Origin of the sequence: Halopseudomonas litoralis (assembly GCF_900105005.1) — a bacterium.
Lineage (GTDB): Bacteria > Pseudomonadota > Gammaproteobacteria > Pseudomonadales > Pseudomonadaceae > Halopseudomonas > Halopseudomonas litoralis.
This window is the reverse complement of record NZ_LT629748.1, coordinates 2,861,542-2,880,681: the sequence shown is the minus strand read 5'-3', so window position 1 is coordinate 2,880,681 and position 19,140 is coordinate 2,861,542. Positions and strand designations below refer to the sequence as shown.

Sequence of the window (19,140 nt, the reverse complement as noted above, 5' to 3'; positions counted from 1 at the left end):
GTACCTCCCTGCGAGTTCAGAACTGTCTTGAAACTGCAGCCATCAGAATACCGGCAGCAATGGCAGGCAAGGGTTTTTTCCAGACCAGCATGATGAGTGCTGTTGTCAGTAGCGCCAGGCGTGCGCTGGTATCGCCCTCAAGGGCCATGGGCGTCAGCAGCGCTACCAGCACTGAACCGGACATGGCGCTGATGAACTGCTTGACCCGGTAGCTGATGGGCACAAACGACATGACGAAGACGCCACCCCAGCGGGTCGTCAGGGTCACAACAGCCATGATCAGCACTATGATCGGCGCGCCAAGACCAACTGTCTCGATGTTCATGGCAGCTTCTCCGTCCACACCGCACCCAGCACACCGCCGGCCAGGGCGCCTACCACGACATGACTGTTCTCTGGCAGGTACCAGTAGGCGAGCAGAGCTGAGCCAGCTGCAATTGCCCAGATAATCCACAGCCGGATACTTTTGTCGCCGCCAACCGCCATGGCCAGCAGGAAACAGCCCATCACCATGTCCAGCCCATACAGGGTCGCGTCCTGTATGGCGCCGCCAAAATAAATACCCAGCCAGGTGCCGAAAATCCAGAAAGACCAGAGTGCCAGACCGCCACCGAACAGCAGTCCGAAGCCTGGCTGCCCGCGATGAAATGCCTGTACCGACATCACCCAATTGGCATCGGACGCCACCAGCATGATGCCGTACCGCTTGGCCGGTGATAAATAACGCAGCCACGGGTAAAGCGAGGCGCCCATCAACAGGTGGCGGGCATTGATGGCGAAGACCGTAAGGGCCAGCGGAACTACCGGAATGTGCGTGCCCCACAACTCCAACGCGGCGAACTGGGAGGCACCGGCGAACACCAGCGTACTCATGAACATGCTCAGGGAAGGCGATAACCCGGCCTGAGTCGCCGCAAGCCCAAAGGCCGCGCCGAAAGCGATGACAAAAATCGCAATGGGTACAAGCTGCTTGAATCCTGCCCAGACATCCTGGCGATTGAATTCATACAGATTTACAGTGTTTTCTGGCATCTCGCATTCTCATTGGTTTGCATCGGGTTCCAATGGCGCACGCCTTGGATTGGGCATGTTAATATACCGCCCGCGTTCCCCCTCCCGGAAATAACTCATGTCGACCTCTCCCCGGTACTCGCTGATTGCGGGGCTTGCCTTAATTATTGGTTTCAATCTTCGGCCGATCATGGCCTCCATCGGGCCGTTGCTGGACATACTCCAGCAGGATCTCGGGCTCAGCAGCACCCAGGCCAGTCTATTGACCACCTTGCCGGTTTTTCTGATGGGCGTTTGTGCTCTTGCCGGACCGTGGCTGCAACGCTGGGTAGGCGAGGTGCGGGGAATAGCGCTCGGCATGCTGTTGATCACACTGGCCAGCGCGGCGCGATTATTGATTGATTCGGCCGCCTGGCTGATCGTCTCGGCGGCTGTTGCCGGCACCGGGATCGCCATGGTCCAGGCTCTGATGCCCGCCTGGCTGAAAAGAAACCACCCCGAGCGGGCAGGCTCGCTCATGGGGTTGTTTACCACCGGCATCATGGGCGGAGCGGTGATCGCCGCAGCCGGGGCGGCACCGGCTGCGGAAATAGGCGGCTGGCGCCTGGTACTGGGCGTAGCCTTGATTCCGGCTTTGCTCGCACTGATTGCCTGGATGCGCTATGCCGGCGGCCGACAGCGCACGGCGGACCGGGTCGTACTGCCATACCGCAACGCGCGGGCCTGGTTCCTGTTAGCGTTTTTCGGTATTGGCACCAGCGCTTACACGCTTGTGCTCGCATGGCTGCCGGCCTACTACATTGATCTTGGGCGCTCACCGGTCCACGCCGGCTACCTGCTCGGCGCGCTATCGGCGATGGAAGTGGTATCCGGGCTGGCCGTGTCATCCCTGGTGCATCGTTTCCCGGATCGTCGACCGCTGCTGACCTTTGTCATTCTGCTGATGCTGGCCGGGCTGGGCTGCCTGATTCTGGCACCAATATCACTCATGCTACCGGCCATCGTCTTGCTTGGGCTGGGCATTGGTGCCCTCTTTCCGCTGTCGCTGATCGTCACCCTGGATCATGCTGACTCCCCGGCCCAGGCCGGCGCGTTGCTGGCGTTCGTGCAGGGTGGTGGCTATGCCATAGCGGCGTTGATGCCGCTGCTCGCGGGCGTCATCAGGGATACCATGGCATCGCTGCAATGGGCGTGGGTCTGTATGGTCTTTGGTGCACTGGTGGTGCTGGTGATGACCTGGCGGCTGGGTAGGACTGATGACGAGATGGGGGCTGAGGCCGCTGCTTCGCTGTAATACTGGAATACAGGGGGCGGCGAGAGGTCTGAAATGACCGGAAAAATGGTGGGCCCAGTAGGACTTGAACCTACGACCAATCGATTATGAGTCGACTGCTCTGACCAACTGAGCTATAGGCCCACTTATTTACAACAGTCGCGGATTATACGTACTGCGGTTGGCTCTGGCTAGGCTGCATTGCAGTGGGTGTGGAAGATACAAGACACCTGTGGTGCCTTGTATCCGGGTTGGTGCTATTCGCTGATATCGATGCTGGAGATGCGCTCAGCTTCTATTTGCGCTCGGGTGAAGGGTACTCGGTGCCAGTTCTTTGCCGCATAGGCTTCGGTGTAGTCGGCATAATGCGGGCTGGTCGGGTCGGTGGATTGGGAATTGCTCAGGAAGGTATAGGCTCGCACCGGTTCATCCTCCGGAAAATCCACGACGTGCATATAGGTATTGCGCAGCACGGTGAAGTAACCTTCCTCACCTTCGCCACCATATTGGGAAATCTGCTCGCCCGGTTTGAGGAAGAACTGGATATCGCCCAGCTTGGCGTTGAGCGGAATATCGGCTTCGACCAATTCTGCCACAGCATCGGAGAACACTCCGCGAATAGCGTCCTGCACGGCGCCGCTGGTGCTCAAACCGGCTGGTGTATTGATTGGATCGGCCGCATCGAAAGGCGTAGCGTACAGATCCATATCCAGCTCCAGATCCTGCAACTTGACCCAGAATGCAGTCCAGATATGCGCACCGACCGCGTCGACCTCACCGGTATTATTCCAGTTGCCCAGAATCTGACAGGCCTGCTGCTCGATATCCGGTGCGCCCGCGTCGCATACGCTGGCAAGCACCTCGTCTTTCAGCAGCTCGGCGCTGTAGACCCGGCTATTGAGGACGATATCGCGGATATTCTCGCTGCTGGCCTGGTGACCGTTCAGGCCATCAGTACCCGTCAAACGCTCCCTCACCAGGGTATGACCCATGCGGGTGCGCAGGGTTTGCGGGTAATTCTCGCGCCCGATGATGCCATCAAAACCGGTCAGTGGCTGCTCGGGATTGCTCAGCCAGTAACTGTCGTTCATGTTGGCGACATAGTCGGTGGAGAACAGGCTGGGCAGTTTGCCGGGGCCGAATGCGCCGGGTTGCTTCGAGTCGGGGTCGGTGCGCCAGTCGCATGCGCTGCGGGTGCCATCCAGCAGCGGCAAGCCCGGTACCAACTGGATGACGACGGGACCGAGACCTGGAGCCAGGCAGTCAGCCAACATGCTGTCGGGTACGTTGGGCACGGCGGTGATGTCGGAATAGAGCGCACGCTCATCGTCGCGGCCAATAGCTGTGGTGTTGACCCAGGGGATGCCGACGTACTGCCGGGTTATGTCATAGAAGTCGCTCAGCGACTCCGCCTGATTCCAGGCGAAGAAGTTCTCGAAGGAGCGGGTGTTTTCCAGGTTGATATCGCGCAGGGTAAAGGCGATCTGTTCGTTCCAGCCGGGCAGGCCCATACCGGCGAGATTGATCATCGGCCCGTAAACAGAGCGATACAAGGTGCGGGAAGCGGGCGCCAGCGAACCATCGTCTTGCTTGACCTGAATGGTGATCTCGGTCGCCTCCAGTGATTTTTCCTGGCCATCCTGGATATAGCGCGTAGGATCGCCATTTGCCAGCTGCAACTGATAGAGGGTGAAGCGATAGGCGGTGGAGACGGTATGTGCCCAGGCGATATCGTCGTTGAAGCCCATCTGGATCATGGGCGAGCCCATGATGGCGGCGCCGGAGATGTCCAATTTGCCGGGGACGGTCATGTGCACCTGATAGAAGCGGTCGATGCCCAGGTGATACCAATGGGGATTGGCAAACAGCAGGCTTTCACCGGTTTCGGTAGCATCGCTGCCAAAGGCGAAGGTGTTACTGCCGATACCGTTCTTGCGGCCCAGCTTGAAACGTTCCGGGTCGATGTCCAGCTCCCGCGGAGCGCTGCGGCTGCGCAGCGTGGTGGCACCTATGGCCGGCGGCTGCGCGCTGGCGATTTCTTCCACCCAGTTGGCGCTGCTGGCGGCCAGGTTGAGCCCAACGAGCCGGCGCATGAGATCGTCTTCGGTTACGCTCGTCAGCCATTCCTGGTTGCGGCAGTCGGTGTGGCGCCCGGCATGCTGGCCATCCTGTATCTCATTTACGTAGCGGTTATAACCCGCAGTGAAGCCGCGCAGAAGCTCGCGCACGTCATCGGACTGTGCATTCTTGAATTTACTGACCTGCTGATCATCGACGACAAAGCGGAAGAAGAAGTCCGCTTCCAGATTGGGCGGTGAACCGAAGGTGCTCATGGGTGAGGCGGGTTCATCCGGCCCGAAATACTGTGAGCGCTCGCCACGGAAGGTCAGAAAGGCATCTGCCAGTACACAAAGGTTGTCCTCTGCAATGGCGTAACCGTGGCCGTAGCCTGCGCCTCCGAGGTTATCCGCGGTAATATGGGGAACGCCGTAGGTAGTGCGTTCGATGGTTGCCTTGTAGCCGGCGGGAGGAGGGCTATCGCTACCACCGCCACTGCCACCAAACTTGCACGCACCCAGCACCAGGAAGGTACTGATCAATCCTAGCTGAGCGAGACTTCCACGCTGCATATACTGCTGCATATTCCTTTCCTCTTGTTATTATTCAAACACCCGTTTGGGTGATGCTGCCGAAGCAGAATAGGCGAGAAATGGGAAAGTCGCATAGAACGAAGCGGTAACTTTATTCGCCGCAGGCGGCAGAAACAAAAACGCCCGGCAAGCCGGGCGTTCTGTTGGTGCGGTGCGCTTACTCGTCGAGGAAGCTGCGCAGGTGATCGCTGCGGGTCGGGTGACGCAGCTTGCGCAGAGCCTTGGCTTCGATCTGACGAATCCGCTCCCGGGTGACGTCGAACTGCTTGCCGACTTCTTCCAGGGTGTGGTCGGTGTTCATGTCGATGCCGAAACGCATGCGCAGTACCTTGGCTTCACGGGCAGTGAGGCCGGACAGTACGTCGCGCGTGGCTTCCTTGAGGCTTTCCACAGTGGCCGAGTCGATCGGCGATTCCATGGCGCCGTCCTCGATGAAATCACCCAGGTGCGAGTCTTCGTCGTCACCGATGGGGGTTTCCATGGAGATCGGTTCCTTGGCGATCTTCAATACCTTGCGGATCTTGTCCTCGGGCATTTCCATACGCTCGCCAAGCTCTTCGGGCGTGGGTTCGCGACCCATTTCCTGCAGCATCTGACGGGAGATGCGGTTGAGCTTGTTGATCGTCTCGATCATGTGCACCGGAATTCGTATGGTGCGCGCCTGGTCAGCGATCGAGCGGGTGATGGCCTGCCGGATCCACCAGGTGGCGTAAGTCGAGAACTTGTAGCCGCGGCGGTATTCGAACTTGTCTACAGCCTTCATCAGGCCGATGTTGCCTTCCTGGATCAGGTCGAGGAACTGCAGACCGCGGTTGGTGTACTTCTTGGCGATCGAGATAACCAGACGCAGGTTGGCTTCGACCATTTCCTTCTTGGCGCGACGAGCACGGGCTTCACCGATCGACATGCGACGGTTGATGTCCTTGATCTCGGCAATCGTCAGCTGAGAATCCTGCTCGAGCGCAACGAGTTTCTTCTGCGCGCGGATGATGTCCGCCTTGACCGCTTCCAGGCCTTCGGCATAGCGCGGCTTGTCAGCCAGCAGACCGTCGACCCACTGATCATTGGTTTCGTTACCGGGGAAGCTGCGCAGGAAGTCGGCGCGCGGCATACGGGCATCACGCACGCAGAGCTGCATGATGGCGCGTTCCTGGGCGCGGACGCTGTCCTGGGTGCTGCGGACGCGAACCACCAGTGCTTCGTACTGCTTGGGCACCAGTTTGATCGGCATGAACAGCAGGGCCAGTGCTTCAAGCTCGGCAATGGCTTCCGGGCTGTTACGAGCGTGCTTCTTCAGTACCTTGCGGACTTTCTGCAGTTGGTCATTGACGGCGCCAAAACGCTGACGGGCGATTTCCGGATCCGGACCGCCATCACCTTCTTCCTCTTCTTCGGTGTCGTCTTCTTCTTCGTTCTCGTCGTCGTCCGACTTCTTGTCGTTCTTTGCCTTGGTGGCTTCGCCGGGCACAATGGCATTGTCAGTGCCGGACATGCCGTCATCGTCAGGGTCGATGTAACCGCTGAAGATATCCGACAGGCGACCGCCTTCTTCGGCGATGCGCTGGTAGTCGGTAATGATGCCTTCGACGGTGCCGGGGAACATGGAGATGGCCGCCATGACTTCGCGGATGCCTTCCTCGATGCGTTTGGCGATTTCGATTTCACCTTCGCGGGTCAGCAGCTCGACGGTACCCATCTCGCGCATGTACATGCGCACCGGGTCGGTTGTCCGGCCGATGTCGCTTTCCACGGCGGCCAGAGCAGCGGCAGCTTCTTCAGCGGCGGCTTCATCGGCATCGTTATCGGCCAGCAGAAGAGCATCGGCATCGGGTGCAGCCTCAAAGACTGTGATTCCCATGTCGTTGATCATGCGAATGATGTCTTCAACCTGTTCCGGATCTGAGATATCCTCAGGCAGATGGTCGTTGACTTCCGCGTAGGTCAAGTAGCCTTGCTCGCGACCGCGGGCAATAAGCTCTTTGAGACGGGATTGCTGTTGCGCTTTTCCGGACATAACAACCCTATGTGAATGCCTAGGTGTGCAAAAAGTAAGCTGCGGATTATACCCTGAAATCAGGGTGTCTTGCCAGTTTGCCTGATTGTCAGGTTCCGACAGTTGGTGTATGTCTTCTGCTCAGAAGCTCCCGCAGCAGCTGTTTTTCCTCGGCGGTGAGTGGGGCCTGGGCCGACTTGTCGAGGAGGTATTGAATCTGACGGTCGGTTTGCCTTGCCATCAGTATGTTTATGGTGTCGAAAAACTGTTGTTCAAGGTTGGCGCTGGGAATATTCAGCAGCCATTCCTTTTCTGCCAGCTGGTTGAGCTGGTCTCCCAAGGCTGTTCCATGCCACCTGGCCAATAACTCTATTGTCGACAGCTGCGGGTTTTTCTGCAGGGCGTCGATCAATGCAATCAGCAGCTGCGCCTCTTCGTCATCCTCATTGGCCAACTGTCTGGCCTGTTTCACCAGGCCGGCCAGATGCGGGTGATGCAGCAGCGTGCGGGTGGCGCCCATGACCGGGCTTTCCACTGCGCTGCGCTCGCGCTTCTGGGGGCGGCGTTGAGTGCGACTGGGCGCTGCGCTCGGCGCTGGAGCGGCCCAGTCGGGCATTTCATTGAGTTGGCGCTCAGAGCCATAATCATAATCGTAGTCGATGCTGGGCGGACTTGCCGGTTCTGACGTCGGCAGGCTATCCAGGTCCATCCCGGTGCGCGATTCCAGGGACTGCCGCAACAGGCGGCGCAGCAGGCTGCCGGGGATCTGTTCAATCAGTGGCAGCGCCAGGGTAGCCAGGTGGGCTTTGCCTTCCAGGCTGTCCGGCGGCGCTTCTTCAGCCAGATGACGGAACAGATATTCGGTCAGGGGCTGGGCTTGCTGCACCATGCGCGCGCGGAAGGCGTCGTGGCCTTCGCTGCGGATCAGGCTATCCGGATCCTGGCCATCGGGTAGGAACATGAAGCGCACATGGCGACCGTCTTCCAGTACTGGCAGACAGGATTGCAATGCACGCCAGGCGGCCTGACGGCCGGCATTGTCACCATCGAAGCAGAACACCACGCTGTTGACGATACGGAACAGGCGCTTGAGGTGCTCTTCGCTGGTGGCCGTGCCCAGGGTTGCGACGGCATTGGTCACGCCGTGTTGGGCCAGGGCGATGACATCCATGTAGCCCTCCACCACCAGAATGTCGTCCAGTTGGCGGTTCTGCTTGCGGGCCTCATACAGCCCATACAGTTCCCGGCCCTTGTGAAAAACCGGGGTCTCGGGTGAGTTGAGGTACTTGGGTTTGTCGTCGCCCAGTACCCGACCGCCGAAGCCGATCACCCGGCCGCGGCTGTCGCGGATGGGAAAGATGATCCGGTCGCGGAAGCGATCGTAGCGTTTGCCGCTGTCGGGGTTCTCCACCACCAGCCCGGCTTCGATCAGCAGCTTCTCTTCACTGTTGTCAGTGGCCAGATGTCCCATCAGGTTATTCCAGCCAGGCGAAGCGAAACCGAGGTCGTACAGCTTGGCGATCTGACCGCTGAGGCCGCGCTGCTGCAGATACTCCACCGCCCGCTTGCGCTGGGCATGGCGGCGCAGCTGCTGCCGATAATAGGCGGCGGCATTTTCCAGTACGGGATACAGCGGACTGTCCTGACGCGTTTGCCGTGGGCCGCGGTTGCCGCCGCTATCTTCGCGAGGCACTTCCACGCCAGCCTGGCGTGCCAGTTCGTCGACGGCCTGGGGGAAATCCAGGCGCTCGAAATCCATCAGGAAGCCAATGGCATTGCCGCCAGCGCCGCAGCCGAAGCAATAATAGAACTGCTTGTCGGGGCTGACACTGAAGGAGGGCGATTTTTCGTTGTGGAAGGGGCACAGTGCCGAGTAGTTCTTGCCGGTCTTCTTGAGTTTCAGGCGTGAGCCGACCACCTCGACCACATCGGTGCGTCCAAGAAGATCGTCAATGAAACCCTGTGGGATCAGCCCGGCCATGCATGCTGCCTTGCAAACGTGGAAATGGATATCAGGGCCGAGGACCCTGAGACTGCCACAACGGCATGAAGGCAGGCGTTGGGCAAGCGGCTATCGGGGCAAGATGATAGCATGCAAAAGCAACACAGAAATCCAGCCATTTCCAGTATTACCGGAAGGCCGGACCAATGTGTGCACTAATCACTTCTGTCCTGCCGATACAGCGATAAGCCGCTTGCTCGGCGGGCCTGATGTCAGGCCCGACAGGACGTCGCAGCTGAACTCAGTACAGACGCTCGCGACGACGGTTTTCGCGCTGCAGCTTCTTGGCGTGACGCTTGACAGCAGCAGCTGCCTTGCGCTTGCGCTCAGTAGTGGGCTTCTCGTAGGACTCGCGACGGCGGACTTCAGCCAAGACGCCAGCTTTTTCGCAGGAGCGCTTGAAACGACGCAGGGCCACGTCGAAGGGTTCGTTCTCTTTTACTTTGACGGCAGGCATTTCGTACCTTTCTCAAAAAACTGTGAGTAATAGCCCCGACAAGGATCAGAGCGATTGCATTTCAAGGGGAGCGGATGTTACCGCCTTCGGTGGAGAAATGCAAAGGGTGGATGCGTTTGATCGTTGCCGGCAGTCAGATCGCGGTCAGGAAAGGCTGGTCTGCGTGGATCATGGGGATTATCATGCACGCCTCATTTCCAAGCTGACCGGCATTCCTGACTCCATGCGTGTTCTGGGTATTGAAACCTCCTGTGATGAAACCGGCGTTGCGCTGTACGACAGCGAACGCGGCCTGCTGGCGGACGCCTTGTTCAGCCAGATCGATCTGCACCGCGTGTATGGCGGCGTGGTCCCCGAGCTGGCCTCGCGGGATCATGTGAAGCGCCTGGTGCCGCTGATGCGGGAAGTGATGGAGCGCGCAGGTGTAACAGTCAGCGAGGTGGACGGTATCGCCTATACCGCCGGCCCGGGACTGGTGGGCGCGCTGTTGGTGGGCGGCGCCTTCGCGCGGGCGCTGGCGTTTGCCTGGCAGGTGCCGGCATTGGGCGTGCATCACATGGAAGGTCATCTGCTGGCGCCCATGCTTGAAGATCAGCCGCCGGCCTTTCCCTTTGTTGCCTTGCTGGTATCCGGTGGCCATACACAGCTGGTCAAGGTGGATGGCATCGGTCAATACACGCTGCTCGGCGAATCGCTGGATGATGCAGCGGGCGAGGCTTTCGACAAAACTGCCAAGTTGATGGGGCTGCGCTACCCCGGTGGTCCGGAAATCGCCAGCCTTGCCGAACATGGCCAGCCGGGTCGGTTCGTGTTTCCACGCCCGATGACTGACCGGCCGGGGCTGGATTTCAGCTTCAGTGGCCTGAAAACCGCGACGTTGACCGCCTGGCAGCGCTGTGTTGCCGAGGGTGATGACAGCGAGCAGACACGTTGCGATATTGCTCTGGCTTTTGAGCAGGCGGTGGTCGAAACCTTGACCATCAAATGCCGTCGTGCACTCCAGGCCACCGGTTTCAAGCGGCTGGTGATTGCCGGGGGGGTGAGTGCCAATCGTCGCCTGCGTGCTTCGCTGGAAGCCATGGCCCGCGGACTCAAGGGCGAACTCTTCTATGCCCGAACCGAATTCTGCACCGATAACGGCGCCATGATCGCCTACGCGGGTTGCCAGCGGCTGCTGGCGGGACAGCAGGACCGTGAGGGACTGGTTACGCGTGCCCGCTGGCCGCTTGAACAGTTGCCGTCTATCGTCAGCTGAGTCAGTGGCGGAAACGGTTTTCGTTGCCGGCCAGCAAGCGGCCGATATTCAATCTGTGGCGCAGCAGTATCATCAGTACCATGAGACTCACTGGCAGCTGCAATTCGGGGCTGTGCCAGGCCAGCCAGGGCAGCAGAACGACACAGGCGACCAGCGAGGCGAGCGAAGCAATGCTGCGGATGGCGAAGGCGCTCAGCCAGGCCAGCGCAGCTACCGCAGCGGCGGGCCAGGCCAGCACCAGCAACACGCCAGCAGCGGTGGCCACGCCCTTGCCGCCATGGAAACGGTGATACAGCGGCAGGATGTGGCCAGCGACGGCGGCGAGACCGACCCAAGCCAGCTGGACCGGCTCCAGCCCGGCCTGGCTGGCCAGCCAGACGGCAAGGGCGCCCTTGCCCATGTCGCCGAGCAGGGTGGCCAAGGCCAGTGGGCGGTTGCCCAGGCGCAGCATGTTACTGGCGCCCGGATTGCCCGAGCCGAAATGGCGCGGATCCGGCTGGTGGCGCAGGCGGGCGAGCAGCACGGCAAAGGAAACCGAGCCGAGCAGATATGCCACACACAGCAACAGGTTGAATTCAACGGTCATGGTGCGCCTGGCCGAGGTTGATCGAAAGGCCATTGTAGTCGACACGGGAGAAAAGGGTGGATCAGGTATTTATCAGAGGGCTGGAAGTCGAGACTGTAATCGGTGTCTACGATTGGGAGCGCACCATCCGTCAGCGCCTGCTGTTTGACCTGGATATGGCTTGGGACATTCGTGCGGCTGCGGCGGATGATGATTTGAATCAGGCGCTGGATTATGCCGCGGTCAGCCAGCGACTGCTGGACTATGTCTCATCGACTGACTTCGAATTGATAGAAACTCTGGCCGAGCGGGTCGCAGCGCTGGTATTGGATGAATTCAACGTGCCTTGGGTACGACTGACGGTTACCAAACCCGGTGCGGTGAAGGAGGCCGGTGGTGGTGTGGGCGTGATCATCGAGCGCGGACAGCGTCCAGCATGACAGCCATCTTTCTTGGTGTGGGCAGCAACACCGAGCGCGAACACCATTTGCGTCGGGGGCTGGATGCACTCGAACAATTGCTCGGACCGCTGGATCTCTCCCCGGTGTTTGAAAGCGATGCGGTGGGCATTCTCGGCACACGCTTCTACAACATGGTGGTTGGCGCGGAGTGTCAGTTGGAACTGGTTGACCTGCAGGCCGCGCTCAAGGCGATTGAAGCGGCGTGTGGTCGGCGTCAGCAGTTCTCTCCGGGTCGGATTACCCTGGATATCGATATTCTGGTGTATGGCGACCTTACCGGCGAGCACCACGGCATTACGTTGCCTCGACCTGAAGTGCGGCGCAACGCCTTTGTGCTGTGGCCCTTGGCGTTGCTGGCACCGCATGCACCACTCCCCGGCGGGCAGCAGACCCATGCCGATCTCTGGGCTGGCTGGCGTGGGAATCAGAAGGTCTGGCCGGTGGCGTTCGATTGGCGTGGCCAGTCGCTGACGCCGGATCTGTTGCTGCGTCAGCGGCTGGCCGTCAGTCCCGCCCCGGGAAGCGGTGTGGCTTGAGCGACCTCTGAGAGCGACGCAGGCGTGCTTGCGGACACTGTCGCCCCGGGTCGGGCCTTCCGCAAACACAGTGCAGTACCAGCCCGGCGATCAGGATCAGCTCGCAATCCTGCGGCTTACTGGTTTGCCTGCCCTTGTTTGTGTTCTGCAATCAGCCGCAATCTTTCCTGCTCCAGCGCCGCACCCAGTTCGGCGCCCTGATACCCCTGTTCCAGCAGCGTTTTTACATCCGCCGAGCGGGCGGCTGTGGCAGCGGCCCGCAAATAGTCGACCTGGGGATAGTCCCGCTGTTCGAGTCCGGTGCGGCCACGGGCATCGGCCTCACAGGCACCGAGAAACTGCTCGAACCGCTCCGGCCGGCGATAGATATCGAACGTCTTGAACAGCTTGAGCAGGGTGCCGGGTTTCAATTCCAGAGCACGATGACAGTGGGTGTGATACTCGCAGGTCAACAGCGCCAGTTCCTGGCAATCACGCGGCGCCTTGCAGCGCTGATTGACTGCTTTGACCGCCGCCAGCCCCTTGGCTTCGTGACCATGGTGCTTGGGCCAGAAATGCTCGGGCGTGCGTCCCTTGCCCAGGTCATGCAGCAGACAGGCCCAGCGTGCCGGCAGCGGTAGGTCCATCTCGGCGGCTTTGCGCAGCACCAGCAATACGTGCTCGCCGGTATCCACCTCGGGATGGTGCGCTTCGGGTTGCGGCACGCCGAACAGACAGTCCACTTCCGGTAACAATTCTGCCAGTGCGCCGCACTCATGCAGCACCCGGATAAATACCTCGGGTCGGCTCTCCATCAGCGCACGACTGATCTCCTTCCAGGTGCGCTCGGCGGTGAGTGCCTGCAGTTCGCCGGACTCTGCCAGTTCGCGCATCAGCTGCATGGTTTCATCTGCTACACGAAATCCCAGCGGCGCATAGCGCGCAGCAAAGCGCGCCACCCGCAGTACCCGCAGCGGGTCTTCGGCAAATGCCGGGGAGACATGACGCAAGAGCCGCGCACTCAGATCCTGCTGGCCACCATAGGGATCAATGACCACGCCAGCATCGTCCATGGCCATGGCGTTGATGGTCAGGTCGCGGCGTTGCAGGTCCTGTTTCAGAGTGATGTCCGGGGTGGCATGGAAGGTGAAACCACCATAGCCGCGGCCGCTTTTTCGCTCGGTGCGGGCCAGCGCGTACTCCTCGCCGGTGCGTGGATGCAGGAATACGGGGAAATCCTGCCCGACCGGACGGAAGCCAGCGTGAACCAGCTGTTCGGGGGTGGCACCAACCACAACCCAGTCATGCTCGTGCCAGGGCACCCCCAGCAGTTGATCGCGGACGGCCCCGCCGACCAGATAGGTATTGAAATCTGTTTTCATGGCGCGACTGTAAGGCATTGTGCCTGGCAGGCCAAGAATCCTCTGAAAACGCTCTCAGGTGTTCTTCAAAAGCTTCTATCGATCCGCCAGCCTGCTCAGATCGGCGGGATGTTCATATCGAAGCGCGGTATCGGCACCTCGTTGCTGGCTGGGCGAGGCGGTATATGGGACTCGCTTTTGACGGTATCGCCATCCAGGCTCTGCAGATGAATGTCGAATCCCCATAGCCGATGCAGATGCTTCAGCATGCGTTCGGTGGTTTCGCCCAAGGGTTTGCCTTCATAGCGCTGGTGACGCAGGGACAGTGACCGGTCGCCCCGGCGGTCCACTTTCCATACCTGGATATTCGGCTCGTTGTTGCCCAGATTGTATTGGGCGGCGAGCAGTTCGCGCACTCGACGGTAGCCTGCATCGTCATGGATGGCTGCCACCTGCAGATGATCGTCCTGCTCATCGTCGACGATGGCAAACAGTTTCAGATCGCGAATCACCTTGGGCGACAGATACTGCAGAATGAAGCTTTCATCCTTGAAGGTGCGCATGGCAAACTTGATTGTTTCAAGCCAGTCGCTGCCGGCGATATCAGGGAACCAGTCGCGATCTTCGGCGGTAGGGTGTTCGCAGATGCGGCGGATATCCTGCATCATCGCAAAGCCCAGAGTGTAGGGGTTGACCCCGCTGAACCATTGGCTGTCGAAAGGCGGTTGATAGATAACGCTGGTGTGCGACTGCAGAAACTCCATCATGAAGCCATCAGTCACCTTGCCTTCGTCATACAGGTGGTTGAGCAGGGTGTAATGCCAGAAGGTGGCCCAGCCTTCATTCATCACCTGGGTCTGGCGTTGAGGGTAGAAATACTGCGCCACCTTGCGCACGATGCGCACCACCTCACGCTGCCACGGCTCAAGCAGCGGTGCGTTCTTTTCGATGAAGTACAGCAGGTTTTCCTGGGGCTCTGCTGGATATCGCGACTCTTCGTGGTGCCGATCATGGGCGTCGGGGCTGACCGGAATGGTTCGCCACAAATCGTTGACCTGACGTTGCAGGTATTCTTCGCGCTCGCGTTGCCGGCGGCGTTCTTCTTCGGCCGAAACCGGGTAGGGCCGCTTGTAGCGGTCCACGCCGTAATTCATCAAGGCGTGACAGGAGTCCAGCAGGTCCTCCACCGCGTCGATGCCGTATCGCTCTTCGCATTCGCTGATGTACTGCTTGGCAAACACCAGATAGTCGATGATGGAGCCGGCATCGGTCCAGCTGCGGAACAGGTAGTTGCCCTTGAAGAAGGAGTTGTGACCGTAGCAGGCATGGGCAATGACCAGCGCCTGCATGGTCATGGTGTTTTCTTCCATCAGATAGGCAATGCACGGGTCGGAATTGATCACGATTTCGTAGGCCAAACCCATCTGCCCACGTTGGTAGTGCTTTTCCGTATGCAGAAAGTGTTTGCCATAGGACCAGTGATGATAGCCCAGCGGCATGCCCACTGAGGCATAGGCGTCCATCATCTGCTCGGCGGTGATGACCTCGATCTGATTGGGATAGGTATCCAGGCCATAGACATCACAGGCGATACGACCGATCTCGCGGTCATACTCGCGGATCAGGTCGAAGGTCCATTCCGATTCGGTGGAGATGGGCTGTCGGATCATGTGACCATCCTCTTCTGGAACAACTTGCGGAACACCGGGTAGATATCCCCCGCGTCGACAATCTGCTGCTGTGCAAAACTGTCGGGGAAGTACTCGGCAATCTGCTCATATTCATACCATAGTGCCTGATGTTCTCGCGGTGTGATCTCGACGTAACAGTAGTACTGCATAGCCGGCATCAACTGACGGATCAGCAGCTCGCGACAGATCGGCGAGTCGTCGTTCCAGTTGTCACCGTCGGAGGCTTGGGCGCAATAGATGTTCCATTCTTCGGGCGAGTAACGATCGGCAATGATCTGCTGCATCATCCGCAGGGCACTGGAAACGATGGTGCCCCCGGTTTCCCGCGAGTAGAAGAACTCTTCCTCATCGACTTCCTTGGCGCTGGTGTGGTGGCGGATGAAGACCACATCGATGCGTTCATAGTTACGCTGCAGGAACAGATACAGCAGGATGTAGAAGCGCTTGGCGATATCCTTGGTGGCCTGAGTCATGGAGCCGGACACGTCCATCAGACAGAACATCACCGCCCGCGAGCTGGGATCGGGCTGCTTGACCAGCAGGTTGTAGCGCAGGTCGAAGGTGTCCAGGAAGGGCACGCGATCGATACGGCTGCGCAGCTGCTCGATCTCCTGCTCCAGGGCCTGAATGTCACCCAGATTGTCGGGCTGCTGCAACCGCAGCTGCTCCAGTTCCTTGAGCGCCTCGCGCAGTCGCGCCCGGCTGCCCCCGCTCAAGGCGATGCGGCGGGCCTGGGCTGCACGCATGGAGCGTACGATATTGATGCGCGAAGGGTTGCCCTGCTGACTGATGCCGGCGCGCACGGTGCGGAAGGTATCAGTGCCGGTCAGGTGTCGCTTGATCAGGTTGGGCAGCGCCAGGTCCTCGAACATGAAGTCGAGAAACTCCTCCTGGGTTATCTGGAAGACGAAGTCATCTTCGCCTTCGCCGGAATTGCCGGCCTGACTGCCGCCACCTCCGCCGCCGCCTCCTTCTGGGCGGGCGATACGATCACCGGTGGAAAACTCGCGGTTGCCGGGGAAAACGCGGGTCTGCCGGCCGCCGGGGCCGTGATGAAAGATGGGTTCATCAATATCCCGCCCGGGAATGCTGATCTGCTCCCCATGTTCGATGTCGGTGATGGAGCGGCGGCCTACCGCCTCTTCCACTGCCTTCTTGATATGCGCCTTGTAACGGCGCAGAAAGCGTTGGCGGTTGACCGTGCTCTTGTTCTTGCCGTTCAGACGACGGTCGATCACATAGCTCATAATGCCCCTCCGGGGGAGGGCCGGCTTCATGCCGTACCTCAGGCACGAAGCCGGCCGTGCTGCGTAGCAGTAGCGTTATTGCGCCTTGCGTACGCGCAGATACCATTCCGACAGCAGGCGTACCTGTTTTTCGGTATAGCCGCGTTCGACCATCCGGGTAACGAAGTCGTTGTGCTTCTTCTGATCCTCGGTGGACGCCTTGGCGTTGAAGCTGATTACCGGCAGCAGGTCCTCGGTATTGGAGAACATCTTCTTCTCGATCACTACCCGCAGCTTTTCATAGGATAGCCAGGTGGGATTCTTGCCGTTGTTGTGGGCGCGGGCGCGCAGCACGAAGTTGACGATCTCGTTGCGGAAATCCTTGGGATTGCTGATGCCCGCGGGTTTCTCGATCTTCTCCAGCTCTTCGCTCAGGGCGCCGCGGTCGAGAATCTCGCCGGTATCCGGGTCGCGATATTCCTGATCCTGAATCCAGAAGTCGGCATACAACACATAGCGGTCGAAGATGTTCTGCCCGTATTCGCTGTAGGACTCCAGGTACGCGGTCTGGATTTCCTTGCCGATGAACTCCACGTAGCGTGGCGCCAGGTATTCCTTGAGAAAGCGCAGGTAACGCTCGCTGACTTCTGCCGAGAACTGTTCCTGTTCGATCTGCTGCTCCAGTACATACAACAGGTGCACCGGGTTGGCGGCGACCTCGGTATTGTCGTAGTTGAAGACCTTGGACAGGATCTTGAAGGCGAAGCGAGTGGACAGGCCGGTCATGCCCTCATCTACCCCTGCGGTATCGCGGTACTCCTGGATCGATTTGGCCTTGGGATCGGTATCCTTGAGATTCTCGCCATCGTAGATTCGCATCTTCGAATAGACGTTGGAGTTTTCCGGCTCCTTGAGGCGTGATAGCACACTGAACTGGGCGAGCATTTTCAGCGTGTCGGGGGCGCAATGGGCGCTGGCCAGCGAGCTGTGGGTCAACAGCTTCTGATAGATCTGAATCTCGTCACTGACCCGCAGACAATAGGGGATCTTGACGATGTAAATTCGGTCGATGAAGGCTTCGTTGTTCTTGTTGTTGCGGAAGGTGTGCCATTCCGACTCGTTGGAGTGAGCCAGGATCACACCATTGAAGGGCAGCGCGCCGAGGCCTTCTGTGCTGTTGTAGTTGCCCTCCTGGGTGGCGGTGAGCAGCGGATGCAGCACCTTGATCGGTGCCTTGAACATCTCGACGAATTCCATCAACCCCTGGTTGGCGCGGCACAGGGCTCCGGAATAGCTGTAGGCATCCGGGTCACTCTGCGGAAATTCTTCCAGTTTGCGGATATCCACCTTGCCGACCAGTGCAGAAATATCCTGGTTGTTCTCATCGCCCGGCTCGGTCTTGGCGACAGCAACCTGCTGCAGGATCGACGGGTACAGTTTGACCACACGGAACTGGCTGATGTCGCCATTGAATTCATGCAGACGTTTGACCGCCCAGGGCGACATGATGCTGGTCAGGTAACGCTGGGGAATGCCAAAGTCCTCTTCGAGGATCGCGCCATCCTCCGTTGCATTGAACAGCCCCAGGGGGGATTCGAAAACCGGCGAGCCCTTGATGGCATAGAAGGGCACCTGCTGCATCAGCGCTTTGAGTTTTTCCGCAATGGACGACTTGCCGCCGCCCACCGGGCCGAGCAGGTAGAGGATCTGCTTGCGCTCTTCCAGGCCCTGAGCGGCGTGCTTGAAGAACGACACTATATGCTCGATGGCATCTTCCATGCCGTGGAAGTCAGCAAAGGCGGGGTAGCGCTTGATCACCTTGTTGGAAAAGATGCGCGACATCCGCGGGTCCAGTGAGGTATCAATCAGCTCCGGCTCGCCGATGGCCATCAGCAGTCGCTCGGCGCTGGTGGCATAGGTAGAGGGATCGGCCTTGCACAGATCAAGGTACTCCTGCAGGGACATTTCCTCCTGCTGGGTGGTCTCGAATCGACTCTGGAAATGACTGAATATGCTCATGGCGCGACCTCGCTTTCACTGAAAATTAGGTCCGAGACTTCCGGGTAGGAACCCATCTGCCACGCAGCGAAGGGCAAAGTTGATGGCATGCGCAAATCCCCCCATTACTGCCTGCAGACAAGGCCCGGGAAGTGGGTCGAAGGCAGGTCGGCGCTGCACATCGACTTGCTTCCCTGTTATCGGAAGCCGGTGGACCGGCGTTGCTTTGAATTATTTGATTGCCTTGCTTTCAGGATAGTTGGTTTGCGCGAGGGTGACAGAGGATGTGTGAAAAAATGTGCAATTGCAGGCAGGAAGCCGCTCAGTCGCGGCTGACAAGATCGGGGTATTGCTGTTGCCAGAGCTCGAAGCCGCCATCCAGGCTGTAGACTTCGCTGAAGCCGATGCCGGCTAGCCAGGCGGCGGCCTGTTGGCTGGAATTGCCGTGGTAGCAGCAGACGACCAAGGGTCTTTGCTGGTCGGCAGAGGAGATAAATTCCTGCACATTATCGTTGTCCAGGCGTACGGCGTCGCGGATATGGCCAGCGTGATAGCTTTGCGGGTCACGGATGTCCACTGTGTGGGCATTCGCGGCCAGCAGCTGGGCTGCGGTTTCGGGGGAGATACGCTGAAAATCGCTCATGATGTGCTCCGGTGAGGGTATGTGCGAAGCCTAGGGCA

At 59.4% G+C, this 19,140-nt stretch carries 16 protein-coding genes and 1 tRNA gene; 4 read left to right on the top strand and 13 right to left on the bottom strand.

Annotation, left to right across the window (positions count from 1 at the left end):
• Positions 1–16: 16 nt before the first annotated feature.
• Complete coding sequence (locus BLU11_RS13860) at positions 17–325, bottom strand: AzlD family protein (RefSeq protein WP_090274351.1); 309 nt, start codon at positions 323–325, stop codon at positions 17–19.
• Complete coding sequence (locus BLU11_RS13855) at positions 322–1,032, bottom strand: AzlC family ABC transporter permease (protein WP_090274349.1); 711 nt, start codon at positions 1,030–1,032, stop codon at positions 322–324. Before BLU11_RS13855 ends, BLU11_RS13860 begins: the two co-directional genes overlap by 4 nt.
• 97 nt (positions 1,033–1,129) lie before the next feature.
• Here BLU11_RS13855 and BLU11_RS13850 point away from each other — a divergent pair, with 97 nt between their 5' ends.
• On the top strand, positions 1,130–2,305 hold the full coding sequence (locus BLU11_RS13850; protein WP_090274347.1) for an MFS transporter: 1,176 nt from the start codon (positions 1,130–1,132) through the stop codon (positions 2,303–2,305).
• A gap of 46 nt (positions 2,306–2,351) precedes the next feature.
• Here BLU11_RS13850 and BLU11_RS13845 read toward each other — a convergent pair.
• The 5 genes from BLU11_RS13845 to rpsU all read right to left on the bottom strand — a co-directional run bounded on the left by BLU11_RS13845 (position 2,352) and on the right by rpsU (position 9,387).
• Positions 2,352–2,428 (bottom strand) — tRNA-Ile (locus BLU11_RS13845).
• Between the two features lie 113 nt (positions 2,429–2,541).
• The gene (locus BLU11_RS13840; RefSeq protein WP_197674199.1) at positions 2,542–4,926 is read right to left on the bottom strand and encodes a penicillin acylase family protein; all 2,385 of its coding nucleotides are present in this window, start codon (positions 4,924–4,926) and stop codon (positions 2,542–2,544) included.
• Positions 4,927–5,092: 166 nt separating this feature from the next.
• Positions 5,093–6,949: an RNA polymerase sigma factor RpoD gene (rpoD, locus tag BLU11_RS13835; RefSeq protein ID WP_090274345.1), complete on the bottom strand. Its 1,857-nt coding sequence runs from the start codon at positions 6,947–6,949 to the stop codon at positions 5,093–5,095.
• 88 nt (positions 6,950–7,037) lie between these two features.
• Positions 7,038–8,909, bottom strand: a complete 1,872-nt coding sequence (gene dnaG, locus BLU11_RS13830; protein ID WP_090274343.1) for a DNA primase — start codon at positions 8,907–8,909, stop codon at positions 7,038–7,040.
• A gap of 262 nt (positions 8,910–9,171) precedes the next feature.
• On the bottom strand, positions 9,172–9,387 hold the full coding sequence (gene rpsU / locus BLU11_RS13825; RefSeq protein WP_090274341.1) for a 30S ribosomal protein S21: 216 nt from the start codon (positions 9,385–9,387) through the stop codon (positions 9,172–9,174).
• 223 nt (positions 9,388–9,610) lie between these two features.
• Here rpsU and tsaD point away from each other — a divergent pair, with 223 nt between their 5' ends.
• Complete coding sequence (gene tsaD / locus BLU11_RS13820; RefSeq protein ID WP_090276510.1) at positions 9,611–10,642, top strand: tRNA (adenosine(37)-N6)-threonylcarbamoyltransferase complex transferase subunit TsaD; 1,032 nt, start codon at positions 9,611–9,613, stop codon at positions 10,640–10,642.
• A gap of 1 nt (position 10,643) precedes the next feature.
• Here the strand turns inward: tsaD and plsY are convergent, their stop codons facing one another.
• Positions 10,644–11,228, bottom strand: a complete 585-nt coding sequence (plsY, locus tag BLU11_RS13815) for a glycerol-3-phosphate 1-O-acyltransferase PlsY (RefSeq protein WP_090274339.1) — start codon at positions 11,226–11,228, stop codon at positions 10,644–10,646.
• Positions 11,229–11,284: 56 nt separating this feature from the next.
• Here plsY and folB point away from each other — a divergent pair, with 56 nt between their 5' ends.
• Together folB and folK are read left to right on the top strand one after the other, a co-directional pair.
• Positions 11,285–11,647, top strand: a complete 363-nt coding sequence (gene folB / locus BLU11_RS13810; RefSeq protein ID WP_090274337.1) for a dihydroneopterin aldolase — start codon at positions 11,285–11,287, stop codon at positions 11,645–11,647.
• Complete coding sequence (gene folK, locus BLU11_RS13805; protein ID WP_090274335.1) at positions 11,644–12,204, top strand: 2-amino-4-hydroxy-6-hydroxymethyldihydropteridine diphosphokinase; 561 nt, start codon at positions 11,644–11,646, stop codon at positions 12,202–12,204. Before folB ends, folK begins: the two co-directional genes overlap by 4 nt.
• 116 nt (positions 12,205–12,320) lie before the next feature.
• Here folK and BLU11_RS13800 read toward each other — a convergent pair whose 3' ends face one another.
• From BLU11_RS13800 to glpE, 5 genes are all read right to left on the bottom strand, one after another.
• A complete protein-coding gene (locus BLU11_RS13800; protein WP_090276508.1) occupies positions 12,321–13,565 on the bottom strand; it encodes a multifunctional CCA addition/repair protein in 1,245 nt (414 codons plus the stop codon).
• Between the two features lie 95 nt (positions 13,566–13,660).
• Positions 13,661–15,214: a SpoVR family protein gene (locus BLU11_RS13795; protein WP_090274333.1), complete on the bottom strand. Its 1,554-nt coding sequence runs from the start codon at positions 15,212–15,214 to the stop codon at positions 13,661–13,663.
• Complete coding sequence (locus BLU11_RS13790; protein ID WP_090274330.1) at positions 15,211–16,482, bottom strand: YeaH/YhbH family protein; 1,272 nt, start codon at positions 16,480–16,482, stop codon at positions 15,211–15,213. The genes BLU11_RS13795 and BLU11_RS13790 overlap by 4 nt, the downstream gene beginning before the upstream one ends.
• Before the next feature lie 75 nt (positions 16,483–16,557).
• On the bottom strand, positions 16,558–18,480 hold the full coding sequence (locus tag BLU11_RS13785) for a PrkA family serine protein kinase (RefSeq protein WP_090274326.1): 1,923 nt from the start codon (positions 18,478–18,480) through the stop codon (positions 16,558–16,560).
• Positions 18,481–18,781: 301 nt separating this feature from the next.
• On the bottom strand, positions 18,782–19,102 hold the full coding sequence (glpE, locus tag BLU11_RS13780; RefSeq protein ID WP_090274324.1) for a thiosulfate sulfurtransferase GlpE: 321 nt from the start codon (positions 19,100–19,102) through the stop codon (positions 18,782–18,784).
• Between the last annotated feature and the right edge of the window lie 38 nt (positions 19,103–19,140).

What these genes read in the sequence shown, in the direction of transcription:
- rpoD (WP_090274345.1), bottom strand. Translation starts at nt 6,949, where the DNA reads ATGTCCGGAAAAGCGCAACAGCAATCCCGTCTCAAAGAGCTTATTGCC.
- BLU11_RS13795 (WP_090274333.1), bottom strand. Translation starts at nt 15,214, where the DNA reads ATGATCCGACAGCCCATCTCCACCGAATCGGAATGGACCTTCGACCTG.
- BLU11_RS13840 (WP_197674199.1), bottom strand. Translation starts at nt 4,926, where the DNA reads ATGCAGCAGTATATGCAGCGTGGAAGTCTCGCTCAGCTAGGATTGATC.
- glpE (WP_090274324.1), bottom strand. Translation starts at nt 19,102, where the DNA reads ATGAGCGATTTTCAGCGTATCTCCCCCGAAACCGCAGCCCAGCTGCTG.
- BLU11_RS13790 (WP_090274330.1), bottom strand. Translation starts at nt 16,482, where the DNA reads ATGAGCTATGTGATCGACCGTCGTCTGAACGGCAAGAACAAGAGCACG.
- plsY (WP_090274339.1), bottom strand. Translation starts at nt 11,228, where the DNA reads ATGACCGTTGAATTCAACCTGTTGCTGTGTGTGGCATATCTGCTCGGC.
- BLU11_RS13785 (WP_090274326.1), bottom strand. Translation starts at nt 18,480, where the DNA reads ATGAGCATATTCAGTCATTTCCAGAGTCGATTCGAGACCACCCAGCAG.
- BLU11_RS13855 (WP_090274349.1), bottom strand. Translation starts at nt 1,032, where the DNA reads ATGCCAGAAAACACTGTAAATCTGTATGAATTCAATCGCCAGGATGTC.
- dnaG (WP_090274343.1), bottom strand. Translation starts at nt 8,909, where the DNA reads ATGGCCGGGCTGATCCCACAGGGTTTCATTGACGATCTTCTTGGACGC.
- tsaD (WP_090276510.1), top strand. Translation starts at nt 9,611, where the DNA reads ATGCGTGTTCTGGGTATTGAAACCTCCTGTGATGAAACCGGCGTTGCG.
- BLU11_RS13850 (WP_090274347.1), top strand. Translation starts at nt 1,130, where the DNA reads ATGTCGACCTCTCCCCGGTACTCGCTGATTGCGGGGCTTGCCTTAATT.
- BLU11_RS13800 (WP_090276508.1), bottom strand. Translation starts at nt 13,565, where the DNA reads ATGAAAACAGATTTCAATACCTATCTGGTCGGCGGGGCCGTCCGCGAT.
- rpsU (WP_090274341.1), bottom strand. Translation starts at nt 9,387, where the DNA reads ATGCCTGCCGTCAAAGTAAAAGAGAACGAACCCTTCGACGTGGCCCTG.
- folK (WP_090274335.1), top strand. Translation starts at nt 11,644, where the DNA reads ATGACAGCCATCTTTCTTGGTGTGGGCAGCAACACCGAGCGCGAACAC.
- BLU11_RS13860 (WP_090274351.1), bottom strand. Translation starts at nt 325, where the DNA reads ATGAACATCGAGACAGTTGGTCTTGGCGCGCCGATCATAGTGCTGATC.